Consider the following 24,783-nt stretch of genomic DNA (forward strand, 5'->3'; position numbering starts at 1 on the left):
AGTGCTATTCAGCGTGTTCTTAATCGTGCTGCTAATACCCTCATTACCTGTTACTGCTTTTTGATTATAAAGAAATTAGTGCTTATAGCTTATTTTTTAATGTTTGTGACCGATCGTCTTATTTTTATATGATAACCATTCCTATCTGATTAAATCTGTTGCATGATATCGGTTCAATAATGCTCAAAGGAATGATAATGACTCACTTTACTGCGCTGGCTATTGTTAAAAAGCCATTATTTCAAGCATCGCTGATTGCGGCTGGCTTTATGTTATGGATGACAACGGGCACGACTGGTGGACAAGGCGAGCAAACAGACAACGCCACGAGTAACACTGCCAACGCAGTCGTCACCAAACCTATTCCCCAAGTACGTACTCAGCAGTTTAATGCCCAGTTGGTCGCTCGTTCTATCTCTCTTTATGGCCGCACCGCTGCCGATCGTGAAACCAATCTTGGCGCTGAAATCGCTGGTCGGGTAGAGGCCGTACTGGCCAAACGCGGTAGTTTTGTCAATAAAGGTGACATTATTGTGCGCATGGAAAAAAACGATCTACCACAGTTATTGATGCGTGCTAAGACGTTATATAAACAACGTGAAATTGAATATGAAGGCGCGAAGAAACTTGCCGCCCAAGGTTTTCAAGGTAAAGCCCGGTTAGCGGAAGCGGCGAGCGCACTCATGGATGCCTCAACCAATGTCTTCACAATTAAATTACAGTTAGAAAAAGCAGTCATTATTGCGCCTATCTCCGGTATTTTGAATGAACGTCATGTCGAAGTCGGCGACTATTTAGCCAAAGGTGATCCGATTGCCATTATCGCCGATATTAACCCACTGATTATCAAAGCGGATGTCACCGAGCTTGATGTTAATAACGTTAAATTACAGCAAGTTGCTAAAGTGCGTTTGGTCAGTGGCCAAGAGATCACAGGGAAAGTACGTTACATTTCTCGGGTAGCAAACGCCGCAACCAATACTTTCCGCATTGAAGTCGCGATTGATAATACTGATTTAACCCTATCGGCAGGGGGCAGTGCCGAGCTGTCGTTACCCTTGCGCCAAGAGTGGGCGGTGAAGTTATCACCATCAACCCTCGCGCTGGATGAAGAAGGCGTGATTGGGGTGAAAACGGTCGTTGATAAACACGTGGTATTTACGCCCGTCGATATTCTTAAAGCCGATGCCCAAGGTTCTTGGTTAACGGGTTTAGGTAAAAATCCTGAAGTGATCACTGTTGGTCAAGGTTTTGTACGCGCGGGTGACCAAGTCGATACTGTCTTAACGAGGGCGCAATAATGAACGGTATTATTACTGCTGCGTTAAACCATAGTCGCACCGTTATCATGCTACTGCTGCTTATTTTAATTTCTGGTAGCGTGACTTATCTTAATATTCCCAAAGAAGCAGAACCGGATGTGCCGATCCCGTTTATTTACGTGTCAGTTAATCACCATGGTATTTCCCCAGAAGATGGTGAACGGGCGTTATTGCGGCCATTAGAACAAGAACTTCGCGGCATTGATGGTCTTAAAGAAATGACTTCCACAGCCAGTGAAGGCCATGCTTCCATCAAGCTGGAATTCCATGCCGGGATTGACAGTAATATTGCCTTGGCCAGCGTGCGTGAAAAAGTCAGTTTAGCCAAAGCGCAATTACCGGATGACTCTGAAGAGCCTGTGGTCAAAGAGATCAGCATGGCAACGCAGAAACCAGCATTAACGGTGATCTTGTCGGGTGATGTGGCAGAACGCGCCTTGATTAGTGTGTCACGTGACTTAAAACAAAAAATTGAAGCGCTTACCGAAGTATTGGAAGTCAGTGTTGGTGGCGATCGCGAAGACATGATTGAGATCTTAGTCGATCCGTTATTAATGGAAAGCTATAACCTGGATCAGAATGATATTTATAACCTTATCTCGCGTAATAATTTATTGGTTGCCGCCGGTACGCTAGACAGTGGTCAAGGCCGTTTTCCGGTTAAAGTGCCCTCGGTATTTGATTCGTTAAAAGATGTATTAGATCTCCCCGTCAAAGTCGATGGCACGCGTGTGATTACTTTTGGTGATGTGGCAGAAGTTCGTCGCTCGTACAAAGATCCGGTCTCGTTTGCGCGTATTGATGGTCAAGCCGCTGTATCACTGGAAGTCAAGAAACGACCGGGCGAGAACATTATTGAGACGGTTGATAAGGTCAAAGCCTTAGTAAATCAAGAAAGTGCTTATTGGCAAGGTGTGATCAAAGTTGATTTTACCGCCGACAGTTCTGAAGATGTAAAAGACATGCTCGGCGACCTGCAAAATAACGTACTGTCAGCGGTCATATTGGTTGTTATTGTGATTATTGCGAGCTTGGGTGCACGTAGTGCCTTCCTCGTCGGCATTGCTATTCCAGGGTCATTTTTGGCTGGTATTTTGATGCTAGCAATGTGGGGTTATACCATTAATACCGTTGTGCTATTCGCCTTGATTATGGCGGTGGGTATGCTGGTGGATGGGGCGATTGTGGTGACCGAATTTGCCGACCGTGAAATGAATGAAGGGCGCAGTAATAAAGAAGCATATGCGCTTGCAGCAAAACGTATGGCTTGGCCTATTATTGCCTCGACAGCGACTACATTAGCGGCATTTGCACCGTTGTTGTTCTGGCCGGGCATGATGGGCGAGTTCATGAAGTTCTTGCCGTTAACCCTGATCACCACCCTCAGTGCATCGTTAGTGATGGCATTAATTTTTGTACCAACACTGGGTGGTATTTTTGGTCGTCGCCGCAAGTTATCCGCATTAGAGCAGAAACAAACTGAAATATCTGAAACCGGCGATGTGACCCAGATGCCGGGCATGACTGGTTGGTATATTAAAGTGCTGAATGGCGCGATTAAAAAACCGTGGTGGTGTTTGGGTGGCGCTGTACTCTTCTCTATTTTAGTGATTAAAGCCTATGGCGTTTATGGTCAAGGTTCGGAGTTTTTTCCCAATGTAGAACCACCGGGTTTTAATATTATCGTGCGCTCACAAGGTGATTTATCTATCTATGAGCAAGACGTGTTAATGCAGCAAGTCGAAGCTAAATTGCTGGGTATGCCTGAGATTGAAACGCTTTATGCCCGCACCGGTAAGAGTGATCAAAACGGCGAACAGATAGGTTCGCTACGCGTGAACTTAGTTGATTGGCAACTGCGCCGTAAAGCCGATGAGATCATTGCTGATATTTTAGTGAAAACGTCGATGTTAGCCGGCATTGAAATTGAAGCGCGTAAAGATGAAAGTGGTCCACCGCAAGGTAAAGACTTACAGTTGGAATTAAGCTCTCGTTACCCAGAATTATTAGAGCCGACATTGGCGAAAATTAAAGACTTTGTGGCGACGCAGGGTATCTTTACCAATGTCAGTGATAATGGCGCAAAACCCGGTATCGAATGGCAGATTAAAGTCGACCGCGGTGTCGCAGCCCGTTATGGTGCTGATGCTTTGTTAGTGGGTAACAACGTCCAATTTGTGACAACGGGTTTACGTCTTGGCGGTTATCGCGCCGATGATGTTGATGATGAGATGGATATTCGCGTGCGTTTCTCTGAGCAATACCGTCACATCGACCGGTTAGAAGACCTACGTTTGAAAACAGCGGCAGGGCAAGTACCATTAAGTGTGTTCTCAACCTTAACGCCAGAGCAGAAAAAAGACGCGGTGCGTAAAGTAGATGGTCGCCAAGCACTGAAGATTGAAGCGGATTTATTGCCGGGTTATAACTTAAATGAGCAATTGCCGAAGTTAATGACATTGATGAAAGAATTAGATCTCGACCCACGCGTGGCAATACGCTTACGTGGTCAAAACGAAAACCAACAAGAATCGGCTGATTTTCTTAAAAATGCGCTGTTAATTGCATTAGCGGTGATGGCGATTATTTTGGTGACCCAGTTTAATTCTTTCTATCAAGCGTTCTTAATTTTAACCGCGGTGATCTTCTCTACGGTGGGGGTATTCCTCGGTTTGATGATAGTACAAGAACCGTTTGGTATCGTGATGTCTGGGATCGGGGTGATCTCGTTAGCCGGTATTGTGGTGAATAATAATATCGTGTTAATTGATACTTACAATGTACTCAAACGCGAGGGTCTGACGGCTGTTGACGCGGTGTTACGCACTGGGGCGCAACGTTTACGTCCAGTGATGTTGACGACGATCACCACTATCTTAGGTTTGATGCCGATGGTATTGCAGATGAATGTCGATATTGTTAATCGCAGTACTACGTTTGGTGCGCCATCGACACAATGGTGGTCTCAATTGGCTACCGCTGTGGCGGGTGGTTTAACGTTTGCGACGGTACTGACCTTGATATTAACGCCGTGTATGTTGGTATTGGGCGATCGTTTAAGCCGACGTTTAAATAAAGACAAAACGGTAGTGAAGGTGACGTCGACCTCGGGTGAAGCTATCGATGGTAATAACGCTGTCGATTTTAATGACGGACAGGCGATCAGCTATTCTTCTGAGAAACGAGCTTCTGAAACGATGACGGTGAGTCAATTAGATTAATCGAATCGAGTATAAAACAGGTGCTAATGTAGCACCTGTTTTATACAGTCTTGAACCATATTGATGATAACGATTATTTAATCTTACACGCACGCCATACGAATAATAACCAAGACAACATCAGACCGCTGCCACCCGATGGCGTGATGTTACTTAACCACTTCTCGCCCGTTAATGCATACAACATCAGGCTACCGCTGAACAGTATAATGCTGATTAATTGTAAACTCGCCACCCAATTAAAACGTCCTTCTGGAAATTTATTATCTAATAGTGCCAAAAATAAAATGCTTAACGTATGAATAAATAAGTAGTCTCTTGCCGTCGCAAAATTAGCCACGCCGTTATTCAGCATCAGCTGTGAATGCCATAAATGTGCACCTAATGTCCCAACGAGAATATTGGTAAACATTAAAAGTGCACATATTATCAGGAAGTATTTGAGCTTGTTGTTTTGCATTGTGTGGTTACCTTTAATAACTAGAAATAAATTATTCGAAAGACTTAGTTTGTTGTAATGCGTAATTAAACTGTCATTTATCTTACATTTTTTGTTCATCTTTATCACACATCTTTGTCATATATCCCCTTTAGTATTGATTCCAATTAAAGCAACTACTCAACAAATTATCTTTACCTTTATCTAATGGAATGGAACCTAAAATGAAAAAATCACTACTTGCACTGGTATTACCAAGTTTATTCGCATCAACGGTTGGCGCCGTTGAAGTTTATAACGATGATGGTCAAGCTGTTGACGTATATGGGCGTGCTTATGCAGGTCATGACTTTAGCGGTGAAGACAAAAATGCTAATTATGGTAATGATTCTTACATCCGACTTGGCGCGAAATTAACATCAGAAATTTCTGATACGCTATCAGCATTTGGCCGCTATGAACTACAGTGGGATTTAGCTGAAAGCGAGAAACAAGATCAAACTAAAACCCGTTTAGCTTACGCTGGTATTAAAAGTGATGTGGGTGCATTTAGCTTTGGCCGTCAATACGGTGCGGTTGAACTTGTCGCTGACATGACAGATAGCGCTTACACTAACGCTTACGGTAATGCGGCACTGGGTGTAGGCAAAGATCATGACGGTACAGGCCGTGACAATAGCTTATTCAAATACAGCAACAAATTTGCTGGGCTGCAGCTTGATGCTTCATACCGTCTTGATGACAACCAAAGTGATCTAGAAAGTGATGCCGCTTATGGTTTAGCAGCGGCTTATGCACTTGATTTTGGTCTCACACTGGCGGCAGGTTTTAATGCTAGTTCACCGACTGATGATTATGATGCATCTATCTTCTTAGTTGGCGCGAGTTACAAAACAGGACCGATAAGAGTCGCGGCTACATTTGCACAAGGTTCAGAGTTTGAAGGTCAAAACATGGATCACACAGGTTATGAGTTAACAGCTGAATACAAGATCACTAAGCAACTTCGTGCGCAAATCTTATATAACGCCCAAGAAATTGAAGATACTACATCTTCAGTAACAACAGACTCTGTTGATGAATTAGTATTCGGCGTACGTTATGACTTTAACAAAAAATTCCGTACCATTGCTGAATACCGCATCAATGGTGTTGACGGTGCAGATGACGACTTCCACCTAGCGGCGCGTTACAGCTTCTAAAGCGTGGCTATCGCATAAATAAGCACTATCGCATAAAGAATGCCATAGTTGAATTACCTGCAGTCATTGCAGATATAAGCAAAGCGGTTAATCTTCGGATTCACCGCTTTGTTGTTTTTAGGTATTAGCTATTTATAACGATGAAAACCCGCACGTGTATTGTCGTTTAATAGTGGGCGCACATTACAATCCTTCCCCTTTGTCGCTACTTCATATTCAAACCGTAACCTAGTTGTGTATCGATTGAAAACAGTTGATAATGGCAGCGAATTTATATATGGGCCTTTTCGCTTATTTTTAGCTTAACAAGGTAGTTAAAGAGAATGCAGCAATTAGACCTAAGTGCCTACACTTGCCCTTTACCGCTGATCAAAGTAAAACTCTGGTTAAAGCAAGCTGAGCTAGGCACTGAAATTATCGTATTACTGACCGATCCAGGTTCTCGTCAAGATATACCTAAATTTTTAACCAGTCTCGGTCAAACAGTTGTTGAGTTAGAAAATAGTGCGTTGATATTACGCATTCAGATCACCAAACTAACCCAGCACTTATCACTGACACAGCTCAGTACTTAACACTTAACACTTAATAAGTCATACAATCTTAAGGCAATCAAAATTTATGATCTCTGTCGTATCTCGTTGGTATCAGGAACGCTTTTCTGACCCACATGCAGTCACTTTATTCTTACTTCTAGTATTTGGTTTTTCGGTTATTTATTTCGCTGGTAGCCTAATTACGCCTTTCTTAGTGGCGGTAGTATTAGCTTATTTATTGGATTGGCCATTAATACAATTTATGCGGTTAGGGATGTCTAGAACCTGGGCAACGGTCATTATTTTACTGCTGTTTGTCACCTCGATGGTGATGTTGATGTTAGGTTTAGTGCCTACCGTATGGCATCAAGGGGTCACCTTGGTTAAAGCCATGCCTGCGATGCTTAAACAGGGTCAAGAATTTTTGTTGATGTTGCCACAAGAAAATCCGGATCTGTTTAATGCAGAGTTAATTAAAACTGCATCCATTGCGGTTCAAGATCACGTTGTTAACTCAGGTGAAATGATAGTAAGTGCTTCGTTCTCGTCTTTATTTGATTTAGCTGCGATCCTGATTTATTCAATTCTAGTGCCTTTGTTAGTGTTCTTCATGCTCAAAGACAAGCGTATTTTGGTCAAAGCCTTGGTGAGTATCTTGCCGCAAAATCGTCGTCTGGCGATGGAAGTGTGGACTGAAATGAACGGCCAAATTGCCAACTATATTCGCGGTAAAGTATTTGAAATTATCATCGTTGGTTTTTGTACTTGGTTGGTGTTTTTCTTTACTGATTTACAATACGCAGCACTGCTTGCGGTATTAGTGGGTTTCTCGGTATTGATCCCTTATATCGGTGCGGCAGCAGTCACAGTGCCAGTGATGCTGGTTGGTTTGTTCCAGTGGGGATTAACGCCAGAATTTACTTACATGATGATCGCGTACGGTATCGTACAAGCACTGGATGGTAACTTGTTAGTGCCGTTGTTGTTCTCGGAAGCGGTGAACTTACATCCCGTGGCGATTATTATGTCGGTATTAGTATTTGGTGGCATGTGGGGGTTCTGGGGCGTGTTCTTTGCGATCCCATTAGCAACCTTGGTGAAAGCGGTATTGAATGCTTGGCCTAAACGCGGCGATATACCAACTGAAGTTTAAATTTAACTTCAGTTTTAACTTTTAACTTGATAAAGCAGCCTGTATTCCCTCGTTATTCACGTTCGGTAATTGGGCTGTTTTTAATTTTTTCCACCTTAAATCCTATCTTAATATATTCAACTCTTAATACTTTACTCTTAATATTTCGTCGCCATTTCGTGGCTTAACAGGCGTCGACATCCACATTTTTATAACGCTTTAGTACATATTAGCAACCAATATGTGCGCTGATTCACAAATGAGTAACGTTTGCGTAACTAATGCTTTGGTATTACCACCTAATTACTGTAACAATATGTCACATACTTAAGGCTTTCTTAAGTAGCAAACTAATAAAAAGGAATTTAAAAGTATGCGCTTGTCCATCATAGCAACAGCGATTATTATGTCTACCTCCCTCTCCTTAGTGGGCTGTGATAGTGATTCTGATTTTAATAACAGCGAAGCAAGAACGGCTAAAATTAGCTTTGATCCATTGAAAAAAAATGTTTCAACGCCGAATAATTTGTTATTTAGTGGCAGCCTTGATGGAACGATTAACTTACCTGATGAAGCTGATATCGTTGCAACTGCGCAATATCGAGATATTAGCTTAGTGCAAGGCGCATTGGACGGCTGGCAATTATCGGTACCGTTTAGCATTCCCCTTGTCTACGGTGATAAAAATGCCAGTTATCATGCGATTAACGACATCAAATTAGACGTTAATAGCATGCCTGAAGGCGTATTAATATATAAAGTCCGCGCGAGTGGATTCGCGGATAATTGTGGCGATCTTCCCGCTCCTCCAACCGGCGGTTCTTTTAAAGCTGGACAAACTTGTAGTATCGAAGGGAAATTACTCTTTGATCGCGATTATACCGCCACATTTTCAAACGGCGCTATCGTAGTAACACCACTAAAACCTTTCTCACCTGCAACGTCGTACATGGTGGTGGTTACCGATCAACTTAAAGATGTGCAAGGACGTGGAGTAGCGACTAGTACTGGTTATCAGTTATTAAGTTCTCCAATCGCAGCTGGCGATAGTCAGACAGTGCAAGGCTTAAAAGGACTTACGCAATTTAATCACTTCTTGCTAGCTAACGAAGGTATGACTGATACACCGATTTACTCTGCGGTGTTTACTACACAGTCAGTTGGTAATGTATTGACTACATTGCAAAAAATCCATGGTGGAATGGCTGCTGCTGGCGCGCTAAAAATGGAAGCATTGCAAGCGACAGGCGCTACCGCTGCAGATATTGCTGACGCCTATTTAGGCGGGAGTCAACCAAGTTTCGCTGCGGCAAAGTATTATAAGACAAGCATCAATGCACCTTATTATCTGTCAGATCTCTTAACCCAGACTGCGGGAGATATGAACGGCTGGGCACAAGCGAAATCAGATAGCCCGATTGCCATATTACAGTTATTAGATCCCACTAGTACTCATCATAACGCTGATTTTGCGAATAATGCTAGTCCAACAGGTTTCTATCAACAAGCGTCACTTCAAGTTGCTGACCCATCGGCTCTTTTTGGCGCTAATACTACTGAGACAGCAGTATTGCTAGCTAATTCAGGTTTAACGGGGTTAACTTATCAGGTTAACGGTGAAACTAAACAAGTGGATTCAGCACACCACCTCACGGCGTTTAACCCGATTCCTAAAATCTTAAGCACGGCAACCTTAGAAGTGGATGTGTATTTACCTGATACAGGCTTAACAGGCTTGACTATGCCTCCGGCTGGTTGGCCTGTGGTTATTTTTCAACATGGTATTACGACATTAAAAGAAACGGCAGCTGCGGTTGCTGCGGGTTATGTATCGCAAGGTTTTGCAGTGGTAGCCATTGATTTACCTTATCATGGTACTCGAGGTTTGTTAAAAAATGCTGATGGTGTTTATGGCTTGAGTGCCAGTGACAGTTTTAAATCCGCAGCACCTTATGCAAATGCCGACGCACAAGTGTTTGCTAACTTAGGCAGCTTCTTGAGTATTCGTGAAAACTTACGTCAAGCCACCGCTGATTTATTTTCTTTACGCGCTGCTTTGCAAGCCAATGGTGCACCACAAGTCAATACTGCACCTGCTGAGCTAGATGGTAATAAAGTTCACTTTGCTGGTCAGTCTTTAGGGTCAATTGTTGGTGTGCCGTTCACCGCATTAGCTGGTCAAGTCAATATTGGTGTCCCTATCGATTATAGCTTAATAAGTTCAGCGCTAAACGTGCCTGGTGCCGGTTTAGCTGGGGTATTCCAATATTCACCAAGCTTTGGCCCTTCGGTAGAAGCTGGTTTGAAAACTAATGCAGGTTATGTAGGACTCATTGCGGCTGGATTAGGTTTTAAAGATGGAAACGGCAGTACAGCATTAGAAAAATTTGCAGCTTATCAAATTGCTGAGCCTGTTGCTGCGAAGCTGGCGATTGACTTGAACTATCCCGCTTTTGCTGAAGTGTTTGGTTCAATAGCGCAGACAGTCGTTGATGGTGCCGATCCGTTAAGTTATGCCGCCAAGTACGGTTTTACTGTACCAACCATATTGCACGAAGTTGTGGGTGACGGCAGTGAAGGTTCGAGCGATCAAACGATTCCAAACACGGTTGCTAATAAACCGTTAATCGGGACTGAAGCATTAATCGCCACGCTTGGATTAGAAGGTACTGCTACCACGGCTACGGGCAGTAAAGTCGTTCGCTTTAATCAAGGTTCTCATGGTTCTTTGATTGATCCGACAGCAAGCATAGATGTGACGGTGGAGATGCAAACTCAGTTGGTCAGTTATGCTGTTTCAGCATCTGCAGGTAACGCAACTGTAGTTGTAAGTAACAACACTCTGACTGCGCCTGCTATCTAACCTTATTGGTGAGTCGTAATTTAATACATGACGAAACGCTAGCTGTCACTTTTAAGATTATGGAAAAGTGAATAGGCTATTTATCAGCGAGTAAAGTAGGCGCTAATTGTGACTGAGGGTCATGATTAGCGCCATTTTTTGTTTATTCAATCAGTAATGTATCTGTCTTTGCTGCGCAGACAAAATCATTCTTATGTAAGCCTTTAATGCTGTGCGACCACCAAGTGATCGTCACTTTGCCCCATTCTGTTAATAGTGCTGGGTGATGGCCTTCTGCTTCTGCCATGTCTGCTACGCGGTTAGTAAAAGCGATAGCTTGTTTGAAATTTTTAAACTTAAATTCACGCTCTAACTGCATAATATTGTCACGTACTACTACCGCCCAATCGGGAATTTGATTAACTAATACAGCTAGTTCTGCATCACTCACTTGTGGGGCGTCGGCGCGACAGGCTTGGCAACTTTGTTGATTTAATTCGGTCATGTTTTGTTCTCGTCTTATGTTTCAATTAGTGTTTAAAATAGTGTTTAAAATGAAGTTCTGTTTTGATCTAATTAGATGTTAACAAGCCTTATCTTCTTTCGGCACATAGGCCGATGGTTTCATGCCTAATATTTTAGCTTCTTTGATTAAGGTAATTAAATCGAGCTTAACTAATTGTTGTAAGTCTGATAGCTGGTTAATCACAAAGTAATTCTTTTGCAGTTCATCAATACGATAGTGGGTGCGAAATGCTTCGATGACTTGCAGTGGCTGGCGATTGGGAATATCACTTTCTAAGCTGTAGCAGGTTTCTTGTTTCGACGACAAAATACCACCGCCATATACCTTCATGCCTTGCTGACTCTGTATTAACCCAAACTCAATGGTATACCAGTACAAACGTGCCAGCATAGGGCGATCGGCTTTGTCGGCTTTTAATCCTATTTCACCGTAGTGCTGAGAAAAGTCAGCGTAAGCTTGATTGGTGAGTAGTGGGCAATGACCAAACAATTCATGAAAAATATCCGGTTCTTGAATGTAGTCTATGTCTGCTTTGGTACGAATGAAAGTGGCAGCTGGAAAACGTTTCGATGCCAACAATTCAAAAAAGCGTTCAAAACCAATTAAAGCAGGCACGTTTTCTACTTGCCAACCGGTTAACTGTTTTAGTTTACGGTTGATATCTGGTAGCTGCGGAATTTTATCTGCGCTCATTTTCAACAGATCAATACCGGCAATAAATTCATCACAGGCACGGTCTTTAATAATCTCAGTTTGGCGGTTATATAAAGTTGACCACGTACTGTGCTCCTCATCGCTATAATTGATGAACCCGTTTTGGTCTGGCTGGCGTGAAACATATTTTTGTTTCGGGTCGATTTCTAATTTCGGTTCAATAGCTGAAGATGAGTTCATAATTACGTCCTAGTGCTGTGTTATTCAATTGATATTAGATTAACCTTAATTCAATTTGCGGTACAGATTCAGGAAAACGATAATTAAAGCAGTACAGTTATGTTAATCTGTCACTGTACTGGTGAATAATTTAATAAACTGTACTGGTTTATGTCATGTCGATTATTCATGCTTATAAATCCAATCATAAAAGTAGCTAACATCAATGACGAGAGTAATGACTAGAGTAATAACAAAAGTATTGTTATATCAGCAAATAGCCGACGACCTACGCGATCTTATTAATCAGGGCGTATATTTACCGGGTGATAAGTTACCCTCGCTTAGAGCCTTATCGATAAAACGAAAAATGAGTATTGCCACTATCCAACGGGCGCTTGAAGAACTTGAGATCATCGGGCTAGTTGAAGCACGGCCAAAATCGGGTTATTACGTATGCTTTAATAATAGCACTGACGCGGTGATTGAACTGCCTAATATGGGCATGAGTATGACCATGAAACCCAAGTCGGTGAAGATCCATGAACTTGCGAGTCAGATATTTCATCAATGTGGTGAGCCTGATGTAATCAACATGGGCACCTCGTATCCGTCGAGTGATTTTATGCCGACGCCCGCATTACAAAAGATATCCAACCAAGTGATTAAGCATCACATGCACGACATTGTTGAAGTGCAGTTTTCGGCGGGTAATACATTATTACGTGATGTGCTGGCCAAGCGCATGAATGAATCGGGTTGTCAGGTATCAGCAAGTGATGTCATTGTCACTAATGGCTGTTTAGAAGCCTTGTCGGTGTGTTTACGTGCCGTGGCTAAACCGGGCGCGACGATTGCCTTGGAGTCGCCGGGTTTTGTTGGCTCACTGCAATTGATTGAATCGTTAGGTTATAAAGCGTTGGAGATCCCCTGTCATCCGGTTACGGGCATGAGTCTTGAAGCGCTGGAATTAGCGTTAGAGCAATGGCAGATATCGGCGGTATTAGTGGTGCCTAGTTACAGTAATCCATTGGGTTCGTGTATGCCGGAAACGAATCGTAAACAGCTGGTGGATCTGTTAGCAACGAAAGATATTCCGTTGATTGAAGATGACTTATTAGGGGACTTATCGTTTGATGGCTCGCGGTTAAAACCGTGTAAGGCATTCGATAAAAAAGGCATGGTGCTGTATTGCTCGTCGGTATCTAAAACCATTGCCTCGGGATTACGAGTAGGGTGGATAGCACCGGGGACTTATTACAAAGAAGTGTCTTATTTTAAGACGTTCACTAATATTAGTGCACCACAGTTTTCACAGATTGTCGTGGCGCAGTTTTATAATAGCGGTAAGTATGAACGTCATCTTCGCCAATTAACGGCTAAAATTGCCAAACAGGTGTATCAGATCCAATCGTTAATTCGTCAGCATTTTCCCGAGGGTACGCAAGTCTCTAATCCGCAAGGTGGCTGTATTTTGTGGGTGGTATTACCCCAAGGGATTGATGGTCATGAACTGCACCTTAAGGCGATTGACATGGGCATTGGCATTATTCCGGGGCAGTTAAGCAGTGCCACCAATAAGTTTGATCACTGTATCCGTATTAACTGTGCTTGCGACCCTAAAATTGATATTCAGGGCAGTATTCAAACATTAGCCGCTATCGCGAGTGGCTTGTTGATTAAATAGATCGTTGATTAAATAGCTGGTTGATTAGCTCGGTGACTAAATTGGTGGGGCAGTAAGGGCTATATTTAATGTGACATATATCACACTTGTAAATGACTCATATCAATTTTCATGAGGGGGAGGGGCGTTATAATCCTACCTCCAAAGTCATTCCATTCTCAAGTTACGCGTTTCTATCGTACTTAGGTGGGCTGTTTATTAATAAAAATGACGAGTAAAAGCCATGACTCAAAAACCGAATCTTGCTAACGCGATGACCAATCTAATTACCGAAGTACGCGGTGTGTTTCCGTTCTACGAACCGGAGTCGAGTATTTGTGGTGATTCGTGTGAAGGTTGCCCGAAGAAATTATTAGAATTAGTCGACTCTGAACTGTGTTATTGGGAAGACCAGGTCAAGCAGGGCACTGCGCCAACGTTTGATGAATTAAACCGCGTTGGTAAGCTGTGTAAAAATGTACGACGCGGCTTGAAACGTAATGGACTGGTTGATTAACAATATTCGTAAACAAGAGTCCGTCAACAAGCATCCGTTAACACGCGAATCTCGGGAGCTGTCATTGTCGCTGAGTTCTCATAGCGAACCTGGCAATTAAAGCTTGTGCTTTTTTGGGCATAGTCTGCAGTGAAGAATATATATAAATATTTACCGTTTGCTCTGTCACTGAAAAAAGGCGCAGCGTCACGATTCTTGTATGCGGTATTTCTATCGACAGCATTTATCTCTAACCAAGCTTTAAGCTGTTTATTCATGACGATAAAAGTACCATAGCTTAAAGAAGGGTAGCCGTTGATTAAGGGAACAGTAGTGCCGTTAATGTCGATAGAACCTGTACTACCATCTTGGCCTTTGATCACAGCTTGAGCATGCACTAACTGCAAGGCGCTGCGCATCGAACCTGCGATAGATTCTAAATTTCTTGCTTTGGTATCCGTTTTTAGATTGATGAACTTTGGTATTGCCGTTGCGGCTAATATGCCAAGTACCACAATCACGATGACTAATTCAATCAGGGTAAAGCCGCTGCTCTTTGCATAGCTGCTATTGGCATGTGTATTTTTTGACATAAATCCCTGCAACAATTACCTCATTAATAGGATTTATCTTATTTCATTTTGCATGGACGACAAGGAAAATGTGGCTGATTGTTTATAAATAGTGCAAATCATTTGCATACATAAAGCATGATAATATTCAATAATATACTTAGTTTAATGTTAGGGTTAACAGCCTTTTGCGAGCTAATGTTCTAGTGGTATAGATGATACTTGTGCGGTGGGATATTTGAATTTTGGTATTATTTTTATTGAAATAAATATTCACCAAGATAGGGCCAAATCACCTTGGTGGTTCACGGGTTACATACCTTTGATATTGCGCGGATATACCGTCGGCTTTACCTTGCATTTTTTAGTATGATTTTTAATAGAACGCTTCACGCTACCGCTATATTTAGCGACTTCCACAGTGGCAACGATATGGTTGCTTGAAACCTGCATATTGCCTGTGGTTTTATAAGCTGGATTATTCGGAATATTAATTGTCGCGAGTAACTGGTTTTTACAGTTAACGGCTTGTTTTCTCACATCCGCTTGTCGATAGGCAATTCTCTTGGCTTTCTGCGCTTGTGCTTCTTGGTATTGTTTATTTGTTTGCGCTTTGCTGTCGGCTAACTGCTTCGCTTCAAGGGATTTTTTGTTGGCCGTATCCTGCTTTATTTTCTGTTCTTGTTGGATCTTAAGCGCTCGCTTTTCCTCTTGATTTAGTTTTAGTTCGTGGTCTGATTTTTTCTTTGCGTCGCTGCGAAGGTCACATTTAAGCGGGGTGTGATTAATCCATTTACCGTGAGTCTTGGCGATGGTCATAAACTGGTAACCGTCACGCTGCTTGTGCATACTTTTAACCGCTATATAGCCATTGGTTGTAAGTTTACGAACTTGCTGGGGAAAGGTTTTGTCTTGTTTGTAGCATGTTTTAACTTGGGCTTTCTGGGATGGCGTGAAGCCTTTTGCATACAGGAGTTCGCCAGCTTGAACTTGCGTCGATAGGGTTAATAAGCAAGCTATAGCGGCAAGTATAAAGTGGATTTTCGTGTTGAGTTTCATTTTTAAAAGTCTCTGTCAGGCACGATAAAGTAGTGCGCGGTGCCTCGTGATAATCGAGACTTATTATGACAGGCTGGGACTTGATGATATATGGGGTATTTGTCTACAGACCAAATGAGCTATGTGTAATGCCATACGTTACGAGTTGTTTGATGATGAATGGCGAGGGACCGATATTAATCAGTAATCCCTGTGTTTATCGATAAGTATATTTCGGGGGCTGCAAACCCCTTTCACGCGGTTGATATACCCTTTTACCCAATAGATAAAAGGTTAAAAAATTAAATAGCTCCCCATGAAAATTGCAAAATAATGGCTGCAGCGTAGCGACAAACCAGCTTTAACTAAGCGTTTACTGCACAGATGTGTTTAGATTCATATTATTTACATTATTGGTTTCAGCAAAGTTAAGCACAACATTATTTTCAATCAAAATATCAAGCATATGCGTCGATATATTTGATGTTGTTTTCATTGTAAATGCTTGTGCCGTAGCGGTTCCGCCAGTATAGCTATATACCCACTTTTCCTGTGTTTCACTTATTACACTTTTAATACTTGGCTGATCAAATATTTTCAAAAGGTCAGATGTAGTTGTTACTTTCTTTTCAATTTGATTTACTTGCTCAGAAGTAAATTGATTTCCATAATTAACATCTGACTTATAAACACAACCCGTTAGCAGTAGACCTACCATTAAAAGTAGAGTGGACTTGTTTGTTAGTTTCTTCAAAATCACTTTTATAATCCTTTTTGATATGCTGAACAATGATTTGATCAAACATTGTTAATCGCTATCAGTGATTAAAATGCTAAATATATCGATGATTCTATTACTAATTTAATTTACTTCAAGATAAATAATGCCATTATTTGACCTACAGTAATAGAATTGAGTAATAAACAATAAAACAATTATGTTAGTTTTTTTGTGTTCTTAAAATAAATTAAGAAACGCTTATTTAGCGGCTAAATAATCCAATACTACTTGGTGGCGGTCTTTCGTCTTAAACTTGCTGTATTCGCCCATTACTTACTTTCACCAAGTCAGTTATCAGTAATTTCATTTTCAATTTGAGTTGATTCATTGTAAAAAGCTTTATCAGAGGAATTATCTATTCTAGATAATGTCCTACAAACAGAATCGAATTTAGTAAATCCAATATCCACACATTATGACTAGAGAAATTTCATGTTTAAAAAATCCATTATTGTTTATTTATCTGCACTTCTCTTTAGCTTTACCGTTGCGGCTAAGTCAGAGCCGGAAGTAAGTAAAAACGTACCATTAAAAATAGAGGCGCTTTCATCTAAGGTATATTTGGTTACATCGTATAAAACCATATTAAATGTGTATGAAAGTGATACGCCCAAAATCATTGATGCCAATGCGCTACTTTATATTAGTGGGAAAGATGCATATTTAATTGATACCCCATGGAATGTTGCTGACATGCCTCAATTGATGGATTGGATAGAGGACAAAGGATTAACATTAAAAGATACCGTGATAACGCATTCTCATGAAGATCGTAGTGCTGGACTAGGCTACTTGTCAGAACATGGCTTTAGTACATACGCATCAGCATTAACGAATAGCTTACTAAAGGCCGAGCACAAGCCAGTAGCCACCAATACCTTTGAAGGTGATACATTTGATCTGATAAAAGGGGAAATTGAAATTTATTATTCAGGTCCCGGGCACGCGATAGATAATTTAGTGGTGTGGCTGCCAAAGGAAAAAATATTATTTGGCGGTTGTATGCTTAGAGCAAACGAAGCTGAAGGGTTAGGTTGGATCGGTGATGCAGATCTAGAGCAATGGCATCAATCTGTACTTAATGTTAAAAATAAATACGCGGACATTAAATTGGTCATACCTGGGCATGGCAAGATTGGACATGATCAATCGATGATTACCCATACGCTTAATTTAACTAAGTAAGAGCGTCATCGCTGTTGAAACCATAGCAGACTCGATATTGGCTCGTTGCCAACAATAACGAGCCACATTAAGCTTCTACAATGTCGATAAAACTTTGTTTGTTAGCAACTAAATCATTTAGATGATAACTATCCATCACACTTAAAAAAGCATCCATCGATTTTGATAATGCTTTCTTTAATTCACAAGATGGCAGCAGTCGGCAATTAGATGTATTGCAGTCTATGCCATCGAGGTGATTTTCTAAATCTCTGATCACCTGTCCTATATTAATTTCATCTTGTGGTCGGGAAAGTGCAATACCACCATTCTTTCCCCTAATCGCGATTATATACCCGTGTTGTTTTAATTTAGCCGAGACTTTTACCATATGATTCTGGGAAATATTATGTAACTTCGATATTTCCGGCACACTACTCAGTTGACCTGGTGGTAAATCGGCAAGATACATCAGAGTGCGCAAGCCTAGGTCTGTAAAGGTAGTAAGCCTCATGGTGATTATCCTTATTGGGTTTTAAACGCAGCTAGTTGATTGACAATATTATCAGATACTTCATTAAGACGCTTACTTTGTGTTTGTAGCTCGTTACAATCATCGGCATTTGAGTTGGACAAGGTTTTTAATGTCTGTATTTCATGAGAAACATCAACCACAAGTTTGTGAATATAACGGATATCTACATTCTCTGTGACCTGACCTTGGCTTTCTTTTTGGCCAATTAAATTCAATATGCTGTCAATATTATCACAGGCTGTATTGATTTCTGCCTGACTGTTTTTTGAGTGAGATGAAAGATTACTCAGGTTGTTTGATTGCACCTCTATCTGCTCGCCCGCTTGCAGTACAGCAGTCGAAATACCGTCAATAATCTGATTGATTTGATCTAAACTGCTTTGAGTTGACATCGCAAGCTGTCTCACTTCGTCTGCCACGACGGCAAAACCACGACCGTGTTCTCCGGCCCTCGCTGCTTCAATGGCTGCGTTTAATGCCAGCAGGTTAGTCTGATCAGCCAAATTGTTAATCACTGATACAACGCCACCAATAGAGTTTACTTGCTCTGATAGTAATTCAAACTTACCGCTCAGGTTTTCACTGCTGCTGACATAGGTTTCTATCATATTAGCCATATTGCTCATGGCTTCATTTGATAGCTGTAATCCTTCTCTGGTATGACGAACCTGTATCTGAGTTTGTTCTGCTTTGGTTTGTAACGTTAAAGAATGTTCATCTAAAATTTCAAACTGTTGGGCAATATTATCAACGCGTTGGTCTTGAGTTTGAATACGCTGCGCTATATCGCTGGTTTTTGACGTCAACGTATTTGCAATTTCATCAGATGTAATGGCTTGAGTTTGAATATCAATTAATGCACCTTTTACATTGAGTCTAAATGAATTAATAACATTTAATACTTTACCCATTTCACTGTTGTAGTCACTGTTGACCTGACATTCGACCGACAGATCTTTTTGCTCAAATGCGCGCATGTAATCAGTAATTTTATGCAGGGAATCTACCCCCCAGAATTTTTCATCAAGATCATGAATGATAAGTAAGAAAACAACAACATATTGTAATATCTGTGAATACAGTTGCTCAGTAAAAAAGAGGGCATTAATGAATAGTGAAATAGCGCCTAGCCAATGAATCAGTCTCATTCTTAGAAAAAGTGAGTGCATAATAAATTCCGTTATAAGTGCGTGATAGGGGACAGTGATCATAATTTCGGCGGTGTGTCATGCAACAAACTTTGCTTATTCACTTTCGCAGCTGGCAGAACTATATTTGATTTGTTAGGCAAGCTTCTATTATTCATACTGAATATGAGGTGCATATTACATAAGTTGTATTTTATATACAACTTATAAAAAGTGATTAAATATGAGGTGACTTAATCATGAGTCGTTGATTTAATTTTATATGACGGTGTAGGGATCATTTATTTCGCGGTGTATAGCGGCGATGAGAGGTGCTGAGATATTTGGTATATTCATGCACTATAAATGCGACAAGTGTCGCATTTCGCAATATACATTATGCCATGTAACACGCAAAAGTATGATTTATCACCTTAGTGTCAGCGCGGGTGGTACCCACTTAGTGGTAGTGTTGGTGAGTTGTAGTGCAGCGCCTCATTAGCTTTAGGTGTATAGATTGAGCTGGTGCGTGGTGACAAAATAAGTCAATAATCAGGTAACTATGATGAACAGATCTCGAAGGCTATTTTTCTTTCTCTAATCGTATGAATGAATATATTCTTAACTGTTCTCGGTGTTATAAAGGGGATGAGCATGGATAAATCATTACCAACAAGAGTTATAAATTTTAAGTATTTATGCTCTCACAATTTAATTAACGATATTAAAGAAGCGGCGACTTGTGAAGTCCGAAGCGTTTGTCGCTTTGTGTGTCATCGTTGCCCTTGTACCCCTGAATATATTGACCTTGAAAAGATAAAACTAGTCGGTTTGAGTTCATATACCATCCAGTTAAAAAAAGCAGAAGATGGGCAGTTATTAATCGCTATCACTATGCTGGGTATTGATAATTGGCTGATAATGAACAACCTACCATTTGTAACGCCAAAAATATAAAAGCGTGTGCCTGCCTGCTCATGGCTCGTAACGAATTTACTTAAGATAGCATCTATTGATTGCTTGCCAAGTACAGCGTTACTGGTTATTTCGAGGTCGCCATCCGTCTGACCCTAATGACTATTTCATTAGATCAAAAAAGCCAACAATCCTGAGTCATTTAAACCCTCAAATCCTGTTGGCTTTTTTTGTTCTGCTTTTTCTGTTCTAACAATAAATTAAGAAACGATTATTTATTAGTTAAATAATCCAATACTACTTGGTGATGATCTTTCGTCTTAAACTTGCTGTATTCGCCTTCTAGTGGCACAACTTTTAGCGATGCTGAAGTAAATACGTGTTCAACGACACCGTGCTCGTCGATTAAAAAAGACAGGCGGTGGATGCCGTCATATTCTTTACCCATGAATTTTTTAAGTCCCCAAATGCCAAAAGCATCTGCGACTGCGTGATCTGGGTCTGAAAGTAGGCTAAAATTTAATTCATCACGGTCGCTGAATTTAGTCAGGCGAACCACTTCATCAGGGCTGATGCCAACGACGTCTACATTTAGCGCAGCTAATGCTGTGATATGATCACGTAAGTTTTGCGCTTGTGTCGTGCAACCCGGTGTCATTGCTTTTGGATAGAAATAAGCTAGGACTTTTTTGCCAGCGAATGAATCAAGCGAAACACTTTCATTATGTTGATTGAGTAGAGTAAACGATGGTGCTTTATCACCAGACTTTAAAGTTTGCATGTGTATAGTCCTAACTGTTAATAGATGTCTAATAAATGGTGGATAAACCGTATGTGACTATTGTGCGGGAGTTTTTGTCTATCGACAAGGGACTATTGGTAATCGATATAACGCAGCATAACGCATGCGTAAAATAGTGATAAATAGTATTTGGCTTATATGAAAAAGAATTTAGTTTATATGAAAAAGTATTTAAGGAGATGACAGTGCAAACATTAACGCAATTATGGTTTCTGCTTAATCGCTTAAACAGATTTAGTTTTAAAGTGAATAGTGACAATGAATCCGTGACCGGTTGGCAGGGCGAAGGGCAGGGCTTAATTAAACGCCGTGGCAGCGTAACCGATGAGTCTGTTGAACCAGAATTAGGGTCGATAGTCGAAACCATTGAACGTGGTGACTATCACGTATCAGCCGATCGCAAAGTACCTATGCATAATCAATATTTGTGGCAGTTCCAAGGCGACCATATTCGCTTAACCCATTTACGCTTTGGCTGGGATAAACCGGTATTTTTGTTTGATATTATCGAAAATAAGCAAGGGCAGTTAGTCACCCGTCAGTCCCACCAATGCGCAGCAGATAATTACGACGCTTCATTTGTGCTACACGCTGACAGTCTTGATATGCAATGGCGTATTCAAGGGCCGAAAAAACACGAAGTCTTAGATTATATTTATTCGCTATAGCTTGCCTGAACGACTCTTTCATCTTCACACTTTTGCGGTGTGGAGAATCTTAATATGAAATAAATAGATTGAAAAATAACGAGTTAACACTCTAAAACCCCCTCCTAGTAACGGCAATATATTCCCCACTGATCACGAAACTACCTGCTACTTCACATAGTAATGAGAATTATTCCACATGGCGGCAAAAACACCCCTAAAGTGGTGAGTTATTTTATTTTGAAGCTTATATTAATGCTGTCATATAAACAAAAAACAAAATATTAATAATAAATATATTTGCTTATGTGGCTTTTTGTTTTTAATTAACAGCATTTTAAAGAGGTTTAAATGAAAGGACATTTCTTGCTAATGACTTTTGGTTTGATGACGTTCGGTTCTGCTCAGGCAACCGATATAAGCGTCACAAGCCCAGTATCTATCGTCAACCATCAACATCCCACGCTATCACAGATGCAGGATGTTACCGAACGGCCACCTATCGAACCGCCGACATTGACTATAACGCCGCGCATGGCGAGGATGACGATGTTCGCTGATGTCGCCCCCGCGATAGCTCCATCGTGTTCTGTGACTGAGTTTTCGAGTCGCACAGGCAAAGATTTGATTAGTTATGTAACTCAGGTTTCCAGTGATTGTATTAATAAACAATTTACTGTTAGCGATGCTGATGCGAGCGCTATTTTTAATGAAAATAATATGCTCACTATCCTTAATGAATTTCGTTCTGCCAGCGCGCTTTACAAAGGCCGCGATGAAGATGGCATACTTAATTTAGTGCTGTTTTTAAGAGCAGGTTACTATATTCAGCATTATCAAAAAGAAGCGGTGGGTGAATACTCGGATGCAATCAAACAATCATCCTTGTTGGCGTTAACGGCATTCTTTAGCAATGCGCATTTTACCGATGTCAGTGAGGAGCACGGCCAAGTGCTTTCTGAGGTATTAACGCTGGTGGACAGCGCTGGTCATAATACTCATTTTATTTATATCGTTAAAGATATGCTAGGGCGTTTTAATAATAGCTGGAGTGATTCTCGTAGTATGAGCCTGTCGGTTAATTCCATTTTTACCATTCTATGGCGTGGGCAATGGGCTGACGGTTTTGCTGAGCACTTGGCAATCGATAATAGTATTGTCGATGATCTTAAGGTTTTCATCGACCAGCAAGATTATCTCATCGGTACCGGTAATGAGTACTTAATTAATAATGCCGCGAAAGAACTCGGGCGTATGCTCCATTACGCACCTGCGGTACAAAACAAGGTAAAGCCTTATTTAGCTCAATTATTAAATCGCTATAGCATGAGCGGCCGTGGTAGTGGTGTCTGGTTGGCAGTTGCTGAAATGGTGGATTATTACGGAGATTGTAACGAATATAATATCTGTGGTTACAAGCAACAATTAGAGCAGCAAATTCTTGCTATCAATTATACATGTAGCCCGACAATTAAGATCCGTGCGCAGTCGATGACATCGGCAGAGTTAGCACAGTCATGTGAGCAAATGGCTGAGGAAGAAGTTTACTTCCACACCAAGCTTAATACCGGCTATCAACCTGTGGCGGATGATCATAATGCAGTGCTCGAGGTGGTTATCTTCAATGGTACAGCCAGTTATAAACAGTATGCCGGTACTTTCTTTGGTATCAGCACGGATAACGGTGGCATGTATCTAGAGGGCGATCCTGCTGTATTGGGTAATCAGGCCCGCTTTATTGCTTATGAAGCGGATTGGATAACAGATGAGTTTCAGGTTTGGAATCTGCAACATGAATATGTGCACTACCTTGATGCGCGTTACAATATTAAAGGTAATTTTAGCGATTCAAGCGCCGAGTCGATAACGTGGTGGATAGAAGGCCTTGCTGAATATATCGCGCACGGTGATGACAACAGCCACGCGATTGAAGTTGGTCAGAACAATAACTATCAATTAAGTGATTTGTGGATGAATAGTTACGCCAGTGGTAATGACAAGGTTTACCATGGTGGTTATCTTGCGGTGCGTTATATGTTTGAAAAGCATGTTGCAGAGGTGGACAATATTCTGAATCAATTACGTCAAGGTAACTTCAGTCGCTACGCGAGTTATATGGTGTCTATAGGGGATATTTATAATGCTGATTTCAGTTATTGGTTAACGGCGCTGGACAAGAGTGATGGCAATGATAACGGCGGTGATAATAGTGGTGGAGATAACGGTAATACCACGATAGGCGAGTGCATGACTCCCGAAGAGGCGAATGGCGCTCTAACGCTTAATCGCCCAGTCTGCGGTCTTTCAGGTACTGGTATTGTTTATTACTATTATTATGTCGAAAAGGCCAGCACTTTGTATTTTTCGACCGAGGGTGGCAGTGGTAATGCTGACCTTTACTTCAATGACAGTACGTGGGCTATGGATACCGATTATACTTTATCGTCAACTCGACAAGGTAATAATGAGTTGATCAAGACGGATGTAACTGAAGGCTGGATTTACTTGACGGTTAAAAGCGATACCGATTTTGATCAGGTAAAACTGCTGGTCAGTAATATCGAACCACAACACCCGAATAATAGCTGTATTTCGAGTGCGGAAGCCGGAGGTAATTTAACGCAAGGGCAAGCTGTCTGTGTCTCGTCTGATCATATGGAATACTTAGGTTATTATGTGGAGCAGGATGCTACGTTGTCTTTCAGTACACAGGGCGGTGATGGTGATGTGGACCTTTATTATAGTGACGTAACTTGGGCTTCGAAAGACAGCTTCCAACAATCTTCGATCAATAGCGGTAACCGTGAGGAAATGACGGTGCAAGCCAGTAAAGGTTGGGTGTATTTAACGTTAGCAGCAGCGCAAACTTATCAGGACGTGCGAGTGAGTGTATCTAAGGTGAGATAACATGAAATAGCATGAGGTATTTAGAATAATAAACCAGTTG

At 41.3% G+C, this 24,783-nt stretch carries 21 protein-coding genes; 12 read left to right on the forward strand and 9 right to left on the reverse strand.

Annotated elements, in window-relative coordinates; translation table 11 throughout:
* Positions 1-197: 197 nt before the first annotated feature.
* On the forward strand, positions 198-1,301 hold the full coding sequence (locus A923_RS0103180; RefSeq protein ID WP_017220200.1) for an efflux RND transporter periplasmic adaptor subunit: 1,104 nt from the start codon (positions 198-200) through the stop codon (positions 1,299-1,301).
* A complete protein-coding gene (locus A923_RS0103185; protein ID WP_017220201.1) occupies positions 1,301-4,543 on the forward strand; it encodes an efflux RND transporter permease subunit in 3,243 nt (1,080 codons plus the stop codon). The genes A923_RS0103180 and A923_RS0103185 overlap by 1 nt, the downstream gene beginning before the upstream one ends.
* Before the next feature lie 73 nt (positions 4,544-4,616).
* Here A923_RS0103185 and A923_RS0103190 read toward each other — a convergent pair whose 3' ends face one another.
* On the reverse strand, positions 4,617-4,955 hold the full coding sequence (locus A923_RS0103190) for a DUF423 domain-containing protein (protein WP_237716164.1): 339 nt from the start codon (positions 4,953-4,955) through the stop codon (positions 4,617-4,619).
* 251 nt (positions 4,956-5,206) lie between these two features.
* Here A923_RS0103190 and A923_RS0103195 point away from each other — a divergent pair, with 251 nt between their 5' ends.
* The 4 genes from A923_RS0103195 to A923_RS0103210 all read left to right on the forward strand — a co-directional run bounded on the left by A923_RS0103195 (position 5,207) and on the right by A923_RS0103210 (position 10,715).
* Positions 5,207-6,184 (forward strand): porin, encoded by a 978-nt coding sequence (locus tag A923_RS0103195; protein WP_017220203.1) that lies wholly within the window; start codon positions 5,207-5,209, stop codon positions 6,182-6,184.
* A gap of 323 nt (positions 6,185-6,507) precedes the next feature.
* Positions 6,508-6,759: a sulfurtransferase TusA family protein gene (locus A923_RS0103200; RefSeq protein ID WP_017220204.1), complete on the forward strand. Its 252-nt coding sequence runs from the start codon at positions 6,508-6,510 to the stop codon at positions 6,757-6,759.
* Between the two features lie 46 nt (positions 6,760-6,805).
* Positions 6,806-7,873 (forward strand): AI-2E family transporter, encoded by a 1,068-nt coding sequence (locus A923_RS0103205; RefSeq protein WP_017220205.1) that lies wholly within the window; start codon positions 6,806-6,808, stop codon positions 7,871-7,873.
* Positions 7,874-8,225: 352 nt separating this feature from the next.
* On the forward strand, positions 8,226-10,715 hold the full coding sequence (locus A923_RS0103210; RefSeq protein WP_017220206.1) for a VolA/Pla-1 family phospholipase: 2,490 nt from the start codon (positions 8,226-8,228) through the stop codon (positions 10,713-10,715).
* A 142-nt stretch (positions 10,716-10,857) separates the two neighbouring features.
* Here A923_RS0103210 and A923_RS0103215 read toward each other — a convergent pair whose 3' ends face one another.
* Positions 10,858-11,199 (reverse strand): 4a-hydroxytetrahydrobiopterin dehydratase, encoded by a 342-nt coding sequence (locus A923_RS0103215; protein WP_017220207.1) that lies wholly within the window; start codon positions 11,197-11,199, stop codon positions 10,858-10,860.
* Between the two features lie 78 nt (positions 11,200-11,277).
* The gene (phhA, locus tag A923_RS0103220; RefSeq protein WP_017220208.1) at positions 11,278-12,114 is read right to left on the reverse strand and encodes a phenylalanine 4-monooxygenase; all 837 of its coding nucleotides are present in this window, start codon (positions 12,112-12,114) and stop codon (positions 11,278-11,280) included.
* Between the two features lie 217 nt (positions 12,115-12,331).
* Between phhA and A923_RS0103225 the strand changes: the two genes are divergently transcribed.
* The gene (locus A923_RS0103225; RefSeq protein WP_017220209.1) at positions 12,332-13,780 is read left to right on the forward strand and encodes an aminotransferase-like domain-containing protein; all 1,449 of its coding nucleotides are present in this window, start codon (positions 12,332-12,334) and stop codon (positions 13,778-13,780) included.
* A gap of 223 nt (positions 13,781-14,003) precedes the next feature.
* Complete coding sequence (locus A923_RS0103230; protein WP_017220210.1) at positions 14,004-14,276, forward strand: hypothetical protein; 273 nt, start codon at positions 14,004-14,006, stop codon at positions 14,274-14,276.
* Between the two features lie 23 nt (positions 14,277-14,299).
* On the opposite strand, the gene A923_RS0103235 is transcribed toward A923_RS0103230, so the two are convergent.
* From A923_RS0103235 to A923_RS0103245, 3 genes are all read right to left on the reverse strand, one after another.
* Positions 14,300-14,848, reverse strand: coding sequence for a pilus assembly FimT family protein (locus tag A923_RS0103235; RefSeq protein WP_017220211.1), 549 nt, complete (start codon positions 14,846-14,848; stop codon positions 14,300-14,302).
* 291 nt (positions 14,849-15,139) lie between these two features.
* Positions 15,140-15,886, reverse strand: coding sequence for a hypothetical protein (locus A923_RS21975; RefSeq protein ID WP_017220212.1), 747 nt, complete (start codon positions 15,884-15,886; stop codon positions 15,140-15,142).
* Positions 15,887-16,238: 352 nt separating this feature from the next.
* Positions 16,239-16,625 carry a hypothetical protein gene (locus A923_RS0103245; protein WP_017220213.1) on the reverse strand — a complete coding sequence of 129 codons (387 nt, stop codon included), beginning with the start codon at positions 16,623-16,625 and terminating at the stop codon, positions 16,239-16,241.
* 453 nt (positions 16,626-17,078) lie between these two features.
* Between A923_RS0103245 and bla the strand changes: the two genes are divergently transcribed.
* The gene (gene bla / locus A923_RS0103250) at positions 17,079-17,831 is read left to right on the forward strand and encodes a subclass B1 metallo-beta-lactamase (RefSeq protein ID WP_017220214.1); all 753 of its coding nucleotides are present in this window, start codon (positions 17,079-17,081) and stop codon (positions 17,829-17,831) included.
* A gap of 67 nt (positions 17,832-17,898) precedes the next feature.
* On the opposite strand, the gene A923_RS0103255 is transcribed toward bla, so the two are convergent.
* Both A923_RS0103255 and A923_RS0103260 read right to left on the reverse strand, forming a co-directional pair.
* Complete coding sequence (locus tag A923_RS0103255; protein ID WP_017220215.1) at positions 17,899-18,324, reverse strand: Rrf2 family transcriptional regulator; 426 nt, start codon at positions 18,322-18,324, stop codon at positions 17,899-17,901.
* 11 nt (positions 18,325-18,335) lie between these two features.
* Positions 18,336-19,514: a methyl-accepting chemotaxis protein gene (locus A923_RS0103260; RefSeq protein WP_026006040.1), complete on the reverse strand. Its 1,179-nt coding sequence runs from the start codon at positions 19,512-19,514 to the stop codon at positions 18,336-18,338.
* 612 nt (positions 19,515-20,126) lie between these two features.
* On the opposite strand from A923_RS0103260, the gene A923_RS0103265 reads away from it, so the two are divergent.
* A complete protein-coding gene (locus A923_RS0103265) occupies positions 20,127-20,429 on the forward strand; it encodes a hypothetical protein (RefSeq protein WP_017220217.1) in 303 nt (100 codons plus the stop codon).
* A 229-nt stretch (positions 20,430-20,658) separates the two neighbouring features.
* On the opposite strand, the gene bcp is transcribed toward A923_RS0103265, so the two are convergent.
* On the reverse strand, positions 20,659-21,168 hold the full coding sequence (bcp, locus tag A923_RS0103270) for a thioredoxin-dependent thiol peroxidase (RefSeq protein WP_017220218.1): 510 nt from the start codon (positions 21,166-21,168) through the stop codon (positions 20,659-20,661).
* A 200-nt stretch (positions 21,169-21,368) separates the two neighbouring features.
* On the opposite strand from bcp, the gene A923_RS0103275 reads away from it, so the two are divergent.
* On the forward strand, positions 21,369-21,857 hold the full coding sequence (locus A923_RS0103275) for a DUF6314 family protein (protein ID WP_033197534.1): 489 nt from the start codon (positions 21,369-21,371) through the stop codon (positions 21,855-21,857).
* A 330-nt stretch (positions 21,858-22,187) separates the two neighbouring features.
* A complete protein-coding gene (locus tag A923_RS0103280) occupies positions 22,188-24,743 on the forward strand; it encodes a M9 family metallopeptidase (protein WP_017220220.1) in 2,556 nt (851 codons plus the stop codon).
* The last annotated feature ends 40 nt before the right edge of the window (positions 24,744-24,783 follow it).

Source organism: Moritella dasanensis ArB 0140 (assembly GCF_000276805.1).
Classification (GTDB): Bacteria; Pseudomonadota; Gammaproteobacteria; order Enterobacterales; family Moritellaceae; genus Moritella; species Moritella dasanensis.

Bases quoted from the DNA above. Each gene is read 5' to 3' on its own strand.
- A923_RS0103225 (WP_017220209.1), top strand. From the start codon at position 12,332: ATGACTAGAGTAATAACAAAAGTATTGTTATATCAGCAAATAGCCGAC.
- bla (WP_017220214.1), top strand. From the start codon at position 17,079: ATGTTTAAAAAATCCATTATTGTTTATTTATCTGCACTTCTCTTTAGC.
- A923_RS0103265 (WP_017220217.1), top strand. From the start codon at position 20,127: ATGGATAAATCATTACCAACAAGAGTTATAAATTTTAAGTATTTATGC.
- A923_RS21975 (WP_017220212.1), bottom strand. From the start codon at position 15,886: ATGAAACTCAACACGAAAATCCACTTTATACTTGCCGCTATAGCTTGC.
- A923_RS0103195 (WP_017220203.1), top strand. From the start codon at position 5,207: ATGAAAAAATCACTACTTGCACTGGTATTACCAAGTTTATTCGCATCA.
- A923_RS0103280 (WP_017220220.1), top strand. From the start codon at position 22,188: ATGAAAGGACATTTCTTGCTAATGACTTTTGGTTTGATGACGTTCGGT.
- A923_RS0103255 (WP_017220215.1), bottom strand. From the start codon at position 18,324: ATGAGGCTTACTACCTTTACAGACCTAGGCTTGCGCACTCTGATGTAT.
- A923_RS0103260 (WP_026006040.1), bottom strand. From the start codon at position 19,514: ATGCACTCACTTTTTCTAAGAATGAGACTGATTCATTGGCTAGGCGCT.
- A923_RS0103185 (WP_017220201.1), top strand. From the start codon at position 1,301: ATGAACGGTATTATTACTGCTGCGTTAAACCATAGTCGCACCGTTATC.
- A923_RS0103180 (WP_017220200.1), top strand. From the start codon at position 198: ATGACTCACTTTACTGCGCTGGCTATTGTTAAAAAGCCATTATTTCAA.
- A923_RS0103190 (WP_237716164.1), bottom strand. From the start codon at position 4,955: ATGTTTACCAATATTCTCGTTGGGACATTAGGTGCACATTTATGGCAT.
- bcp (WP_017220218.1), bottom strand. From the start codon at position 21,168: ATGCAAACTTTAAAGTCTGGTGATAAAGCACCATCGTTTACTCTACTC.
- A923_RS0103235 (WP_017220211.1), bottom strand. From the start codon at position 14,848: ATGTCAAAAAATACACATGCCAATAGCAGCTATGCAAAGAGCAGCGGC.
- A923_RS0103230 (WP_017220210.1), top strand. From the start codon at position 14,004: ATGACTCAAAAACCGAATCTTGCTAACGCGATGACCAATCTAATTACC.
- A923_RS0103205 (WP_017220205.1), top strand. From the start codon at position 6,806: ATGATCTCTGTCGTATCTCGTTGGTATCAGGAACGCTTTTCTGACCCA.
- A923_RS0103210 (WP_017220206.1), top strand. From the start codon at position 8,226: ATGCGCTTGTCCATCATAGCAACAGCGATTATTATGTCTACCTCCCTC.
- A923_RS0103200 (WP_017220204.1), top strand. From the start codon at position 6,508: ATGCAGCAATTAGACCTAAGTGCCTACACTTGCCCTTTACCGCTGATC.
- A923_RS0103215 (WP_017220207.1), bottom strand. From the start codon at position 11,199: ATGACCGAATTAAATCAACAAAGTTGCCAAGCCTGTCGCGCCGACGCC.
- phhA (WP_017220208.1), bottom strand. From the start codon at position 12,114: ATGAACTCATCTTCAGCTATTGAACCGAAATTAGAAATCGACCCGAAA.
- A923_RS0103275 (WP_033197534.1), top strand. From the start codon at position 21,369: ATGACAGTGCAAACATTAACGCAATTATGGTTTCTGCTTAATCGCTTA.